This is a genomic window from Zooshikella harenae (genome assembly GCF_018837975.1).
Lineage (GTDB): Bacteria > Pseudomonadota > Gammaproteobacteria > Pseudomonadales > Zooshikellaceae > Zooshikella > Zooshikella harenae.
The window spans coordinates 1-17,828 of the sequence record NZ_JAGSOY010000087.1; the positions used below are offsets into that span (position 1 = coordinate 1).

Here is a 17,828-nt window from a genome sequence, read left to right on the forward strand (position 1 = left end):
ATCGGTATGGTTATCCAACACATTCAAGGTCAGATCAAACTTAGCGGTTGGGCTAGTTTCTGCCAGCGCTTCAATCACTAAATCCCCCAGCTGCTGCTGAGCAACATCTTGGGCCTGTACTGCCAGCATGACCTGGAACAGTGGATGATGACTTAAGTGACGGTTGGGCTGCAACACCTCCACCAACTGTTCAAACGGTACTTGCTGATGCGCATAAGCATCCAGTGCGGTTTCTCGGCAGCGCGCTAATAGTTCAGTGAATGATGGGTTACCAGACAGGTCGGTACGTAGCACCAGGGTATTCACAAAGAACCCGATAAGCGCTTCTATCTCCAGCTGTTCCCGATTCGCCACTGGGGTACCCAGCACGATATCGGTTTCACCACTGTAACGACTGAGGAGTAAGGCAAAGACTGCTTGCAGTCCCATAAATAGGGTCACGCCTTGGGCCTGGCAAAAATCCCTAAAGGCTGCTGCTAATTCGGTAGGCACTACTTGCTGATACACATCCCCTGCATAGCTTTGTTCTTTAGGACGAGGCCTATCCAGTGGCAGGCTGTGTACATCAGGAAGATCGGCTAACTGCGTTTGCCAGTACTGCAACTGTTTCTGTAATACCTCACCTTGCAGCCAGTTCCGCTGCCAAACTGCATAATCGGCATATTGAATGGGTAAGGTTGGTAATGGATCTACCTCTCCCAGGCAGTAAGCTTGATAAAGACTTTCAAGTTCACCCATTAAAATATCCAGTGAAACGGCATCCCCTGCAATATGATGCAGCGTCAACAACAGGACATGTTTTTCAGGGGCAAGGATAATCAACTTCCCTCTGATCATAAGCCCTTGCTGTACATCAAACGGTCTCTCTGCCTCAGTTAATCGCAACTGGGCTAACTGCTGAGCTTTAAGTGCTTCGCCTGCCTGCTGAAGATCAACCTGAGTGAGGGTAAATGCTTCAGGGGCAGCCTGAATAACTTGATAAGCTTCACCGTCTTCAATGGTAAAACAGGTTCTTAGACTTTCATGTCTATTGATAAGTTGATTTAGCGCTTGATTTAGGGCAGTGACATTTAAACCACCCACCAGCTGAATCGCCAATGGCATATTGTATAGGCTGTTTTCTCCCTCAAGCTGAGCTAAGAACCACAAGCGCTGTTGAGCATAAGACAAAGGCAGCTGCGACTGTCGATCAGCTTTAGTCATCGGTGGAGCCTGGTTCTCATCAGCCAGTGCGTTATCAATAAACTGCGCGAATGAGGCTAACGTTGGATGGGTGAAGATTGAGCGAACATTAAGTTCTTTTTTAAACTGATTTCTTAACTCCGCAACCAGACGAATAGCGAGCAGTGAGTGTCCACCGAGTGCAAAGAAATGTGCATGACGCCCCACAGGTTCTTCAGTGTTAAGCAACAACTGCCACAGTGCTGCGAGCACTTCTTCTGTACGTGTTTGTGGTGCTTCATAGTGAGTAGAGGTTTGTTGTTTAGGTGCAGGCAGTGCTTTTCGATCAACCTTGCCATTAGGGGTTAGTGGTAATGCATCTAAAACAACCCAAGCCACTGGCACCATATAGTCTGGTAGTTGCTCAGCTAAGGCTTGCTGCAACGGAGCAATCCACTCAGCATCTCCTTGATCAAGCTCATTTATTTGGACCGTGGGCACTTTTGCTTGACCTGTAGGCACTCTGGTTTTTGCTGTAGGCACTATATAAGCCACCAGTCGTTTATCACCTGGCTGATCTTCTCGGGCAATAACGACACAGCTGCCCACACCAGGAATATTTCCTAGCTGGGTTTCAATTTCACCTAGCTCAATCCGGAAGCCCCGTAATTTAACTTGGTGATCAATCCGGCCTAAATACTCAATCGTGCCATCAGGTAACCAACGAGCAAGATCACCCGTTTGGTATATTCTTGACTCTTGACCGGAACCTGCTTTTGCAAAGGGATCTGGCAAAAACCGCTCGGCTGTGAGTGCTTCACGGTTAAAGTAACCTCTAGCCAGACCAACACCCCCAATAAAGAGTTCACCCACAACGCCAATAGGTACTGGCTTCAACTGATTATCCAGGACATACAGTTGGGTGTTATCAATGGGCTTACCTATGGGCACAGAACGTCCCATAAAATTCGATTGGCACTGCCAGCAACTAACGTCAATTGCTGCTTCAGTAGGCCCATACAAGTTGTAAAGCTCAGCATGATGGTTAGCCAGGAATCTATTTTGTACATCCACCGCAAGCGCCTCACCACTACATACCACCAGTCGTAAGCTAGGGGTTCTGTGCTGATAACGCCCATCAGCAATAAAGGTGGCTAACATGGGGGGCACAAAGTGCATAACCGTGATGCTCGCTTGCTCAATGGTATCCAGCAAGTAGTCCACATCTTTATGCCCTTCGGGCCTTGCCATCACAACTGAAGCACCTGTCACCAACGGCCAGCAGTATTCCCAAATAGAGACATCGAAACCAAATGGGGTTTTCTGTAAGACGTTGTCACTCGCCTGTAAGCTAAACTGCTTCTGCATCCAGTGAATTCGATTAACCAGGCCACGATGCTGATTCATAACTCCTTTGGGTTTACCCGTTGAACCAGAGGTATAAATCACATAGGCCAAATGTGTCGCTGTGACACCCATATGCTGGGTATCAAGGTTTACAACTGGTTGCTGTGCTAACTGCTGCTGAACCTGTTCATCATCGACACAAAGAAGTTGATCTGCTGATAAGCTCAGCTTACTCACCAGGTTTGAGTGCGCTATCAGCACGCTTGCCTGACTATCTTCAAGCATGTATGCCAAACGATCTGCAGGATAACTTGGGTCTAGCGGTACATAGGCTCCACCCGCTTTTAACACTGCTAATATTGCAACAACCATATCAATGGAGCGTTCAAGGCATATGCCCACTAATTGATCAGGCTTAACTTCAAGTTGCATTAAGTAATGTGCTAACTGGTTAGCACGTTTATTTAGCGCTTGGTATGTCAGTGCTTGTTGCTCAAACCTAATGGCTATCGTATCAGGTGACTGCTCAACCTGCTGTTCAAATAGCTGATGAATACAGCTACTGTCAGGAAAATCAGCGTCAGTATTATTCCATTCAGTTAAAACTTGGCTCGCGGCCATTTCTGTTAACAGTGAAAGGGATAAAACAGGCTGCTCAGGGGTCTGAATAACGCTTTCAAGCAAGCAGTTAAACTGTACTCCCATTTGTTCAATCGTCTCAGCATGAAACAGATCAGTATTGTATTCCCAGGCTAGCGCTAAATTATCCTCCTGATCTTCCACCGTCAGCATAAGATCAAACTGTGCTCGACTGGTGGTCAGCGCCATGGGTGTACAGCTGATGTCTTCTAGCTGCATGGTCTGCTGACGACTATTAAGCACCAGCATTACTTGAAAAAGTGGGTGATAGCTTAAATCCCGAGCAGGTTGCAACACTTCAACCAATTGCTCAAAAGGTACCTGCAGATGAGCATAAGCATCCAATGCTGTTGTTTTTGTTTGCTCAAGTAACTGTAAATAGCTTGGGTTATCGTCTAAATCCGAGCGCAATACCAAGGTATTAACAAAAAAACCAATCAGCTCTGCAAGGTGTTGTTGTTCACGGTTAGCAATTGGGGTTCCAACAACAATATCACTATCACCACTATAACGAGCAAGCAGCACTGAAAAAGCCGCATGTAATCCCATAAACAAGGTGACACCTTGCTGCTGGCATAATTGCTTGAATTGATTAGTCACCTGGTTATTTAACTGCAAATAATGCCATCGGCCATGATATTGCTGTGTGGCAGGACGTGGTTTATCTAACGGTAAATTATGTACTGCAGGCAAATTAGCTAACTGCTTTTTCCAGAAACTAAGTTGAGTATCCAGTAATTGGCTTACCTGAGGGCTACGCTGCCATCGTGCATAATCGCAGTATTGAATAGATAACTCAGGCAAATTGGCTGCATTATTATTGTTAATCCTGTGATATAACTGACTGATCTCGTCCATTAATATTCCCAGGGACCAGCCATCAGACGCGATATGATGCATGGTTAACAGTAATACGACGTCTGTAGTATCAACTTTTATCAATAACCCTCTTAGTAATAAGTCCGTTGATAAATTAAAAGGCTTATCTGCTTCCTCTTGTTGTAAGGCAGTAAGCATTTTTTCTTGCGTTTGCTTATCAACTCCCTGTAAATCCTTCAGTGGCAGTTGCCAGCTTTTAGGCATCGCCTCTACCTGTTGATAAACTTCTCCTGACTTATTAATAAAGCTGGTCCGCAACACCTCATGCCTTTCTATAATTGTTGCTAATGCTTTATTTAATGCTTCAAGGTTGACATCACCTTTAAGTCGAAAAGCCAGCGGCATATTATAGTGGGCACTCCCCCCCTCCATTTGATCAATGAACCACAACCGTTGCTGAGCATAAGATAGTTGAGACAAATCCTGACGGTTATTTGGCTGAATTTCAGGCAAGCATGTTTTTTGCTGTGCAATGAGTTGATCAATTAATTTAGCCTGCTCAGAAAGCACAGCCTGCTCAAAAACTCGATGAATAGCTATATCAATAACGAATTTTCCACGAATTGCAGCCACTAATTGCATGGCAAGCAATGAATGCCCACCAAGCTCAAAAAAGCTCGCCTCTCGACTTATAGAGTACGCAGAATCTAAAATAACCTTCCATATTTCTGCTAAAGCCATTTCGGTTAATGTTGAAGGTGCAACATAAGTTTCAGAGATAATATCTGGCTCGGGCAATGCACGACGATCCACTTTACCATTCGCTGTGAGTGGAATTTCAGGTACAATCATTATTGTGCTAGGCACCATATAGCCAGGCAATTGCTCTGCTAATTTAACCTGCAACGTGGTCGTTATTTCTGTATTACTGCTTTCCACACTATGAGTTAAAACAACATAAGCAACAATACGTTTATCCTGCTGATGCTGGTTGGTGTAATGTTGCGAGCTGTTATAAATCAGTACAACAGACTCTGACACTTCAGCGCAATGACTAAGCGCTGACTCAATCTCTCCCAGTTCAATGCGAAAGCCTCTTAATTTAACTTGTTGATCGGCCCTACCTACAAATGCAATATTGCCATCGGGTAACCACCGAACTAAGTCACCTGTACGATATAACCTAGTATTTTTATTTTTGCTAAATGGATTAGGTATAAATCGACTCGCCGTTAATGCATCCTGATTTAAATAACCACTGGCTACACCATCACCCCCAGTATAAAGTTCTCCAGTGACACCTACGGATACAGGGTTTAGCTGCTCATCAAGTACATAGACTGTAGTATTTGAAATTGGCTTACCAATAGGAATTGGTTGATGTGTTGGCCAGTTCCTAGGAATTTTATAACAACAGGTAAAGGTAACGTTTTCTGTAGGACCATAACCATTAATAATAGTAAGCTGGGGATGTCTTTTATAAAACTCAGCGACAGATACGGGATTAACTACATCCCCCCCCGTCAATAAATACTGCAAGCTAGGTAGCGGGTGTGAACAATTTGCAACAAACTGATCAAATAACCCAGCAGTTAACCATAATGTATTAATGTTAAACTCATTAATAGTTGTCGCTAAGGTAAGTGGATCAATTAAAGGCTCTTTATATAATATTAACTGCCCACCATTAAGTAACGCCCCCCAAACTTCAAATGTGGCAGCATCAAAAGTGACTGAAGCACATTGCAACATCACAGTATCAGGAGATAGTGGCAAACTGCTGTTGTTAATAGCCAGCCTGACAACCCCTTTTTGGGTAGCTTTTACCCCTTTTGGCTGGCCTGTAGAGCCAGAGGTATACATCACATAAGCTAATGGGCTTTCAGATAGATTATCGAGTGAAATAATTGAATCTGAACTTAGCTTTGCTAACTCAGTTTGTAATGCAAAATCATTTAAACAAATAGTGACTTGCTGATTAAGTGGTAACTGACTCACTAAGGAGGTATGGCTAATAATTAAATTTAAATCGGTATCGGCCAGCATATAGGCCAGCCGCTCAGCAGGATACTGAGGGTCCAATGGTACATAGGCTGCACCCGCCTTTAAAATAGCCAACATCGAAATAATTACATCAATCGAGCGATTGAGGTAAATCCCTACTAAATCGCCAACTGTTGTTCCTTGCTCAATTAAATAATGAGCAAGTTGATTAGCTTTAGCATTCAACTCATCATAGGTTAATTGTTCTTCACCTAAAATAATCGCTACTTTATTGTTATTGTCTGCAACCTGTTTTTCAAATAATTCAGCAATCGATGTGTCAGCGGGGTATTGTCGAAACGTATCATTCCATTGATACAACACTTTATTTTTGGTTTCAGTTGATAACAAAGATAAATCATTAACACATTGATTAATATCTTTCGTTAACGATTCAAGCAGTATGGTAAAACTTACAGTAAGGTGTTCAATAAAGGCTTTACTCAATTCAACTGAATTAAATAACACCTTAATTTGAATTTGTTTACCTGGAATAATGGCAACCGTAATTGGAAAATTGGTTTGTTCAATGGCACTAATGCCCTTAAAAGAAAATGCGTGTGTTGCATTATCAACTTCCCCATCCCGCCATCGTTCTTCAATCGGGTAGTTTTCAAATACCACTAATGAATTAAATAATTTTTGACCCGTTTCTACTTCACTCCAACGCTGAATATCCACCAGAGAGGCATATCCATATTGGTCAAGTGCTGTTTGTGATTGATGAATGGTTTGCAACCATTGGCTAATTAGTTGCTCGTCAGAAGGAATTTGCAAACGCAGAGGCACACTGTTAATAAACAGCCCTACCATTTCCTCTACACCAACAACCTCTTCGGGTCGGCCTGACCTTGTTACGCCAAATACAACATCATTACTGCCACAGTAACGATTCAGCAATATACCCCAGGCCCCTTGAAACACCGTGCTGAGTGTCACTTTTGCGTGTCTGGCAACCTGTTGCAATTGCTCAGTAATAACTGAATCTAACGTCAATAAATGCTCTTCAACAAATGTACTCTGTTTTGGTTCATGACGCTGATATTGAGGATCACTCAATAAGGTGGGTTCAGTAAACCCTTTTAGATAATCCTGCCAGTACGTTTTAGCAGCCTGCTCACTCTGTAGTTGTAACCATTGGATATATCGACGATAAGGCGCTACAGGTGACTGTGTAACAGTTGTCCCTTGCACATTAGCACAATAAAAAGCTTCTAAATCCTTAAATAAGACAGGTACGCCCCAACCATCTAACAAAGCATGATGATGTGTCCAAATCAAATGATGACGATCATCCGCTTCCTGCACTAACATCAGCCGCATTAAAGGCACCTGACCGAGGTTAAAATCTGCGCGCTCAGCCTCGAGTAAGCTATACCATTGCTCTTGGTAAGCTTCTGCAGATAGCGTTCGCCAGTCCCTGGTTTGCCATGGGAGTTCAACTTGACTTTGCACCAGTTGCAACGGATTACGCTGATCCAAATGGACAAACGCTGTCCGTAAAATAGCATGTCGCTCCACTAGTTGTTGCCAGCTACGCTGAAAATGCTCCCTGTCAATGGCACCAAAACTTAATATGAGTTGGGTAATATACACACCTGACTCTGGCTGCATCTGACTATGAAAGAGCATACCTTGTTGCATGGGGGTACAAGGATATAAATCTTCAATTGTAGGGTAATCTGCTTGTAGCTGATTAAGCTGTTGTGGGCTTATTTGAGAGAGAGAGAAATCACTTAGCGTATAAGCACCAGGCGCATCCAGACAATGCTCAACAATTGCCGTCAAGTGCTTGAGATAATTATCTGCCAGTAACTTAATTGTCGAAGCGTGGTATTCTAGTTGATTATAATCCCACTCCAGTTGCAGTTGACCGTTACTCACTAAGCCACTAATACACAGTCGATGACTTCGTTGCCGTTTGAGGCTCACCCAATTCCCTGTTTTTTCAAAGCTACTTGTTAATACGCTAGCAGCATTATAGTCTTCGGTATCTGGTTCATCACCGTCAAACTGACCTAAGTAATTAAATACAATATCAACTGCTTCTGTCGTGTTTAAATCATTATCTCGACTGAGCTGTCGTAATACACCATAACCCAGCCCTTTATTGGGTATTGCTCTTAAATATTCTTTAACAGCTTTAATCTGAGCATCAATTTCACCCTCAGTACGCTGTAAAACCACTGGAAATATCGTAGTAAACCAGCCAACAGTTTCATTTAAATCAAACTCATCATTGATGGCTTCACGACCATGACCTTCTAACTCAATGCGAATGGCCTGACTATTTTGCCATTCAGTCACTGTGAGTAATAATGCCGTTAATAACAGGTCGTTTATTTGGGTGTGATAGCAACGATTTGCGCTTTGTAAAAGTGCTTGACTGATTTCAGTATTTAATTTCGCTGTCACCGTTCGACTATTTTCACGAGAATTATCTTCGATACTAATTAACTGATCAGTCTTTACACGTGGAACCGAACTTTGTACTACATCTAACCAGTAATCACGCTCAGCCAATAATACTTCAGATTGACTATACTGTTGTAGCCATGTACCCCACGCTTGATAGGAGCTGGTTTTCCCTCCTAAATTAACAGACTTACCCTGTTGCAATTGACTTAGCGCTAACGATAAATCTTGCAACAAGATTCGCCATGAAACACCATCAACAATTAAATGGTGAATAATCCACACCATTTCTCGCCCGAGTTCACTTTCAAGACTAAGTACAACATGACTTAAGTTAGCTTGGAAAGAAGTTTGGGATAAATCAAAACTACGGTGTGCTAAATCTATTAAATGCTCAAAATCATCACCTTTTTCCTGAACAGTTAAGTAAGCTTTATTATTTTCACTGCTCTCACCATATTGACCTAACCAGTTATTTTCTTGTTTTTTAAAGCCTAAGCGAAAGACATCATGGCGCTTATATACTGCAATTAAAACCTTTTTCAACTGCTCATCAGTCACACCTTTTGGTAATTTAATCCTTAGTGCCTGATTAAAGTAGTGCTGATCAATATCATTGTCATTAAAAAAAGCATGTTGAATAGGCAATAACGGCTGATCACCTACAACGTACTGATCTTGTATTTGTTCAGATTCTCTTTGTTTAATTTGCTTGGCCAGTTCAGCAATCGTTTGATACTCAAATACCTGACGCGTACTCAGCTGATACCCCGCCCGCAAGGTCCGAGACGCAACCTGAATGGCTAAAATCGAATCGCCACCAATGGCAAAAAAGTTGTCATTGATACCAACAGAATTAACACCCAACACCTGTTGCCAAATTTCGCAGAGTACAGTTTCTTCAGTGGTGGTTGGTGCGATATAACCTTGCTGTGACTCATACTGCGGTTCTGGCAACGCTTTTCGATCCACTTTTCCGTTACTGGTTAACGGAAAACTTGCCAATAAAATAATGGCACTGGGCACCATGTAATTCGGCAACTGTTGTTTTAGACTATCTCTTAACGCACTTGCTTGTTGCGCACTTGTCGTTTGATCAGTCAGTGAAGCTGAATCAGCAGGCACCACATAAGCCACCAGTCGTTTACTTCCAGTATCCGTGGTTTTTACCACAACCAGCGCTTCCGCCACATCAGCCTGGCTCAACAATGCATTTTCCACTTCACCCAACTCAATCCGAAAACCACGGACTTTTACCTGGTTATCCGTCCGGCCCATAAATGCCAAAGTACCGTCTGCACACCACTTCACCAGGTCTCCCGTGCGGTAAAGTCGCGCGTGAGATTTATCACTGCGCTGAGCCTTACCACTGAATGAATCGGCAATAAACTTTTCTGCCGTAAGCGCTGGATTATTTAAGTAAGCTAACGCCACACCATCGCCACCGGCATACAACTCACCCACTACACCGATAGGTACTGGCTGTTGATGGGCATCCAACACATACACCTGAGTATTACCAATAGGTTTACCGATGGGTAATGGCTGGTCTACAGGCCAGTCTTTGGGAATAGGGAAACAACAGGTAAATGTCGTATTTTCTGTAGGTCCATAACCATTAATTACAGTGACGTGGGGATACTGCTGATAGCAGCGAGCTACTGACAGTGGTGAGACCACATCTCCACCAGTCAACACATAACGTAAGCTTGGCATTGCGGGCAATTCAGCGGCCACCCACTGATCAAATAGACCCGAGGTCAACCAGATTGTATTGACCTGATGTTGGTTGATGCAGGAGGCTAGCTGCGCAGGTGCCACCACCTCTTCAGGATACAACACCACCTGACCACCATTGAGAAGTGGTCCCCACAGCTCTAAGGTTGCTGCATCAAAGGTCACCGAAGCGGACTGCAGCATCACTGTGCTTTGATCGACGGGCACCTCTGGATTATTCAAAACCAACCGCAAAATACCGCGATGTGGCACCACCCCCCCTTTCGGCTGCCCTGTTGAACCCGAGGTATAAATCACATACACAGGGCTGTGCTCATCCACTGACACTACAGGCGCTGTTGTGGGGTAGGTTGCCAATGTGCTTTGTAATTCTGGACTATCTAACAGCACCGGCTGTTGATCTGTCAGCGGTAATTGTGTTTCCAAACCACTTTCCGTCAATACCCAGCTTACCTGACTGTCACTCAGTAAATAGCTAAGCCGTTCTTCAGGATACTGTGGGTCTAACGGTACATAGGCACAATCTGCTTTTAAAACTGCTAACGTCGCGACGACCATATTCAACGAGCGTGGCAAACAGACACCCACCAAACTACAAGGTGGAACACCTTGAGCAATTAAATAATGGGCAAGCTGGTTGGCCAGAACTTCTAACTGCTGGTAGCTCAGTACATCATCATTCATCACCGCAGCTACTGCCGTAGGAGCTGCTTGAACCTGAAGTGCAAACTGCTGAGCTATCGTTTTAACGGGTAAATCAAGCGATGGTGGATTCCAGTCATGCAACAACTGTTGTTGTTCTTGTTCAGTCAGTAAGGATAATTGAGTGATCGGTAGAGTTGGCGATGCTAATACTGCAGTCAGAAGCTGGTTAAAATGGGAAGCTAATCGACCAATAGTGGCCGCTTCAAACAGGTCAGTGTTGTATTCCCAATCCAGGGTTAAACCATCAACATGCTCTTCAATATTTAGAGTTAAGTCGAACTTTGCTCGACGGGTTTCTAGCTTCAATGGTGTTACATTCAGATCCGTCAGCTGGTACTGCGCTTGTCTGTTATTCTGCAGCACCAACATCACCTGAAATATGGGGTGATGACTTAAACTACGTGTTGGCTTCAATTCATCGACCAATAACTCAAAAGGCACATGCTGATTAGCAAATGCATCCAGTGAAGTATTTCGACATTGTAAAATTAATTCATTAAATGATGGGTCACTTGCTAAATCAGCCCTTAATACTACGGTGTTAACAAAAAAGCCTATTAATTCTGATACATCAGACGACTCTCGATTCGCCGTGGGCGTGCCCATAGTTATATCAGTTTCATGGCTATAACGGCTCAATAAAGCTGAAAATAGCGCAAAGAGCCCCATAAATAATGTTGCACCTTGTTGCTCACAACACTGGTGCAGTGATTCAGTTAATTCTTTGGAAACGTTAAACGTAGATATACTTCCACGATAATGTTGTTGACTTGGTCTGGGTTTATCCAATGGTAAACTATGTAGCTCAGGCATCCCTGCCAGTTGTTTTTTCCAATAGTTTATTTGTGATTGAACCGTATTTCGATCATTTAATTTTTGGCGCTGCCAATGTGCATAATCAGCATACTGAATAGGAAGCTTAGGTAGTGTAGGTGTTTGGTTTAAGTAAAAACTATTATAAAGCTTATTGAGTTCATTAATTAAAATGCCATATGACCAGCCGTCAGCCGCAATATGATGCATTGTTAATAATAATTGAGCTTGACTTTCATCTAACAAAATCAAGTGGCCACGTAGCATTAAATCCTGTTGTAAGTTAAATTCTGCCGTCGACGCTTGCTGTTGGACCTCAAAAATAGCTTGTTGTTTGTTTTTTTCAATACCACGCAAATCAGTAACAGGTAACTTAAACTCAACAGGCAAAGGCAATACTTTTTGATAAGCTTGACCGTTATCATTTACAAAGACTGTGCGTAAACTTTGGTGACGTTCAACAATTGTTGTTAATGCATTGACTAAGCTTGATTCTGATAGTTTTCCATTCAGTTGCAAAACCAAGGGCAAATGATAGTGGCTACTTCCCCCTTCCAACTGATCTATTGCCCATAACTGCTGCTGTGAATAGGACAGTGGCACAGGCATTAAAGTATCAACAGGCTGAATACTATCATCCCAGTTCTGCTTTACGCTTTTATCAACACTACTTTTATCGATATTTTCTGCGAGAGAGCGTAAATCATTTGCAAAAAATATCTCTTTTATTGATAACTTTACCCCAATAGTTTTATTAATGAGTGACAGCAACTTCATGGCTAAAAGCGAGTTTCCACCTATTTTAAAGAAGTTTTCCGCTGTACTAATCGGCGTATTGATACCCAAAACCTGTTGAACCAGACTTACAACTTTTTCTTCTGTACCTGTTTGAGAAGCAATATAGTCAACATCCATATCCACAGGCAATATTCTGAATTCAGGGGTTGGCAATGATTTTTTATCAATTTTACCATTAGCTGTTAATGGAAATGTATCAAGCACTACGACTTTGCTGGGTACCATATAAGCCGGTAATATTTGTTTGAGGTAATCAATTGCCTCATCAGTAAGTCGTTTTTTCTGTTCTACCGAAGCATAAGCCTGTTTATCAACAGCGATAATGTAACTCACCAAATGTTTTTGAGCGTTCTCATGGTAAGCACTTTCAGTAATAATGGTTACTGCTTCAGCAACTTTTTGATGTTTACGAAGGGTGTTGTCAATTTCTCCTAACTCAACACGATATCCTCTAATTTTAACTTGGTCATCAACCCGGCCAATAAATTCAAGTTCACCATTTGGCAACCATTTAACCAAGTCACCTGTGCGATACAAAATAGGATCATCTACGATATGCTCGAGTTCAGTAGGCTTTTTAATGAATTTAGCTTTTGTCAGAAGTTCGTTATTAATATAACCCTTTGCCACCCCTGCCCCACCAATAAGTAACTCACCTGCAACACCTATTGGACATAACTGATAATCAGGTAGGCAAACGTACCCATTGATATGTGGTGCAATACGCCCAATCGTAATAACCGCATTATTATCATTAATTAATTCTGCTGAAGAGCTCCATACAGTGCCTTCAGTAGGTCCGTATTCATTAAAAAGCCGACTGTTAATTTTTGAAAAATGTAATTTTTTTAAGTCATAGCCAAAGCTCTCACCACCTACAATAGATACTTGCAGAGATCTAAGTTGATTAACTTCAGCTTCCTCAAGTAACTGACGATACAATGAAGGCAGGACTAATAAGTGGCTTATTTGCTGCTGCTCAATGGTGTCTACCAAATACGACAAATCATATACATATTGGGCTATAAATAACTTGCCGCCATCAAGTAAGGTCCAGAAAATACCTGCAACAGTACAGTCAAATGAAAATGAAGATATAAGTAAATGTGCACTGATAGGATGCTGGTAAAATGATTGCCTGGCTAAAATCGAACTCACTAAATTTTTATGTGAGACAGCAACGCCCTTTGGCTTACCAGTCGATCCTGAAGTATAAATAACATAGGCCAAACCATCAGATGAACAATCAACGCTTGCTTCTGAAGCCCTACTTTCTTCAGACATATTATCTACAGAAAGGCTATCCCGTTGCTGTAAAGCCTCATTAAAAAATATTACATTTGCTGTTAATTGCTCAGATAGATTTAACGGCTGCCATTGAGCGTTTTCCGTAATCACAAATGAGGCTTGGCAGTCCTCAATCATGTACACTAGTCGATCAGCTGGGTAAGTTAGATCAAGTGGTACATATGCAGCACCGGTTTTTAAAATACCTAAAATAGCAGCAACATAACTTACAGAACGATCTAAGCAAATACCAACACAATCTCCAGGCTTTACTCCCTTTTGAGCAAAATATTGAGCAAGTTGGTTAGATAACTGATTAAGTTCATTATACGTAACCTGTTGGCTATCATCTGCTACAGCTATGGCTTGAGGAGTTCGTTTAACCTGTTTTTCAAATAACTGATGTATACTCAGTGTTTGCTTTTCATTTATAGTGGAGTCATCTGTACACTTACTACCATTATTCCATTGAGCCAACAGGGCTAACTCTTTTTCTGTGACAAGATTAACTTTAGAGATTGGCTGTTCCACATCCTCAGACATACTTGTAGCAATATTTAAAATTCTTTCACTAAATAACTCTGCTTCAGTACGATTAAAAACATCTGACCGATAACAAATATTGAGCACAGCTCTTTGTTTATCATTTGTCAGATTCCACTGTAACTGCAATGGTAGTTCGCCATTTAATATACTTTTACCGACCAAGTCGACATTCAAACTTTGACTGACATATGAAGTTAATTCACTTGTTTCAAAGATAATTGTATCAAAATGTGCGTATTTTCCTCTAATCCCATCAATCTTTGGATTTGCTATTTTAGCTACCAACGTTCGGATATTATCGGTATGTGTGATATCCAGTGTATAAGGTACAACTTCCTCATTATTCTCATAGATTCCGTTAGTTGTAAGCAGGTTTTGTAAGTTACTCTTGTGTACCCCTATCGTATTAAATTGCTTACCACTAATTTTGTATAAATAAATAGCTAAAGCCAGAACCGTTAGCTGCTGAATATCTAAACTCAGCGTTCCCATAACACGTTGTATTTTTTTATAAGTGTCACTGCTTAATGCCATACACAAAGCATTAATTTTTTTATCATTTGAGAACGACTTGTAATGAAGAAACTGAGGTATCACATTACTATGATACAAGCCCCCATCATTTAACGACTCTTTAGATGCATCACGAGTATTTAGCCAGTTATAAAATTTTTTATAGCTATGATCCAAACCTAAGTTGATTGAATAATTTCCCTCGTCAATTTTTTCTTCATGCAAGTATTTACCATAAAAATCAAATACACTTTTAATATAGCAAACACATGCTTCATCAGAAAACAACATCGCATTCCCTTGAAATAGTAGTCGGTAACAGTCAGTATCAACCTTTATTATATATACACAAAGGGAATCTTCCGTATTCACTTCTTTATTTATATTATCTTCAATGAATTTATCAGTAGATATAAGTGGATTTTTATCCTCTGATAAATCAAGTGTTTCCAGTTTCACTGGAGCAATATCATGTATAACTCTTTGGTTACTTTCATATGTATATGAGCTATCAATGAGTTGAAAAACTTTTTCAGTTGCTAAAAAAAAACTATCTATGCAAAGCTTCCCATATAACTCATAACAATAGTTTCTTGTGAAACCACCTAAAAGTAGAGCGTTATCTCTTTCCATATGGCACACGGTTCCCTGAGAAGACAAGTGATCCCATATTAATTTCATGTCAATCCCTAAAATCTTAATCCAAAACAAGAAAAATATAATAATTAGTAAAATCGATACATTTAAATATAAATAGTAACTATTCTATATTTTGAAAATTCAAACTATCTGTATGGTCATATATTCAGCTTTTATGAGCATACATAAAACTGTTACTCCCCATAAAAGATAAACACCAAAAAACAGAGGTAGCTTTCCCCAACGAATCATTTTTTATATAAAATGGCGCTCCAACACTTAACTAACTAATTCTCTGCACTTACCAACAGCTATATAAAAAAGCACCGATCTAGCACTACAGCACCAACTTTACTTATCCTAATTGCTCAGTAATCATGACCTTCTAATTAAGACAGTATAATAATTATACATTTAGCAATTTATTTTTATGTGTTATTTCTAAACCATATCTATCATTCAACGCTGTAAAGTTAATTTCATCAGAACTAATATATGAGCAAGGCGATCTTAATCTACTTACCTAACAAAAGTTATTCATTTGCCTTATATTGTCACTTGGCAAAGATTAACTATCGCCTTCAGAATGGCGCTATGGTATGGATAGCAACTAGATGAGTCTCGACAACGTGCTCCTATATGCAAAAAACAAAGAATACCTTCTAAAACGCTGCGATTATAAAAAAGATAAGGACTACCAGCTCCTTTTTGGGCAATAGGAAGAGAATTTTTAATAATTATCCAGTAACAATATTTCACTGCTTGTTGAGCACAGACCATGTGTCTTCTTCTTTCACCATTAAAAACTGCTTACACATCATTACATTAATGATTGGTGATATAGTTACTTCTTAGTAAAAATATATATGTACATTATAACTTATTTGCAACAAATTCAAATACAGAAATGAGTGTTATTTTATCAATCTATTCGTACAGATAATATTCAACAGATCTATTTTGTTTGTTTTTTCGGCATTTTTTTAAAATTCACATTCACTGTATTTATTAAATATCTATATTAGACCTTACTACAAAACAGATGGTAAGTAACTATTTTGGGCACTAACCCAACTAATCGAAACTCAAAAAAACAGTTAACCGACTTTATTATATGTATAATTAGTAATCATTTTTTATTTTAGCTTTATATAACTAATGTTGTATATTATTTACTCTTTACATTAGTATATATCTTGCAATCATAAAATTAGCCCATTTTTGCAACATATTGAAAAACTTAACTTCTCTTTATTCGCTCCATAAGCGTGCTGATGATGATTTGTTAGTTTTGTTCAAACTATCACCACCCAAACGTTTGATAGATGTTCGAACACTAAAATTTCTAAGAGTTAGAGCCTGGAAGCAGCTGTGTTATGTTTTCATGACCAGTGAAAAAGTTACTGTTTTAGTTTTTTTAGCATAAAAAAATGCTCAACTAGCAAACTAGTTGAGCATTGACGTTTACGTTTTCTATAAACTACATTGTTACTTCTAACGTTAGGCCTTTATAAGGTGTTTCTGCCTGTATCTGAATAAAGTAATCACTACCTTTTTGCGGGTTGGTAATAACAACACGCTCACTATTACCCTTGTTAACCGAACGGAAATCGCTGTTGTAGCCATTCGGCCAACCCTTACTACTATGGTTTACAAACAAGTTTGCATCACCGCTACCACCTTGAACGGTAATTTCTAATTGAGTAATAGAAGCATTATTAGGAATACGAATCCAATACCAATTAGACCAGGTTGACGCAAGTCCTGTCATAGGGGTGCAGGCTTGTAGCTCATCACGATTTTGCGTGATTTTATTATACTGACCGCTGCATTGCTTTTTATTAATGGTTGTCGAGCCTTGCTTCCCCATACTCCACTGCTGATTGGAGTAGCCATGTTTAGGCCAAATTCCTACATAAGCGCCATTACCATATGAATGAGAGTAGAAAACATCCAACACAGCATCATTTGCTCCCATGTTTTGAATAAACTTACCGCTAACCTGCCATCGTTGGCTGACACTGTTATTGCATTGATTCAGCTGAGCTAACTGTTGCGGGTTCGCATCTAAGCACAATGAGGATGATTGCTTAGGACGTATCGTCCCATCATTAAATACAGCCCATGCTTGGCTATTCTTACTTTGACAAGTTTGTACAATGGCAAAAGCACCCACTCTGGCTTGTTCACCACGAATATCCAAACACAGATTTTTGCTACTCTCAGTAATGATCGCTTGATAATTACTACTAGTTGTCGTAGTCGGTGTCGTCGGCTTAGTGGACGTTGTTGTTCCTGGAACGAACCCTGGCGCAAACGCTTTAATGCGATCAACCAAAATTTGTTCATTCACCTTATAAAAAGGT

The 17,828-nt window shown here is 40.7% G+C and carries 2 protein-coding genes; both read right to left on the minus strand.

Features of this window, described 5'->3' with window-relative positions:
* On the minus strand, window positions 1-15,504 hold a 15,504-nt coding region (locus KCG35_RS21045; protein ID WP_215821834.1), incomplete at its 3' end, for a non-ribosomal peptide synthetase.
* A 1,438-nt stretch (window positions 15,505-16,942) separates the two neighbouring features.
* Window positions 16,943-17,828 (minus strand): ricin-type beta-trefoil lectin domain protein (locus tag KCG35_RS21050; protein ID WP_215821835.1); only part of this gene is annotated, 886 nt, incomplete at its 5' end.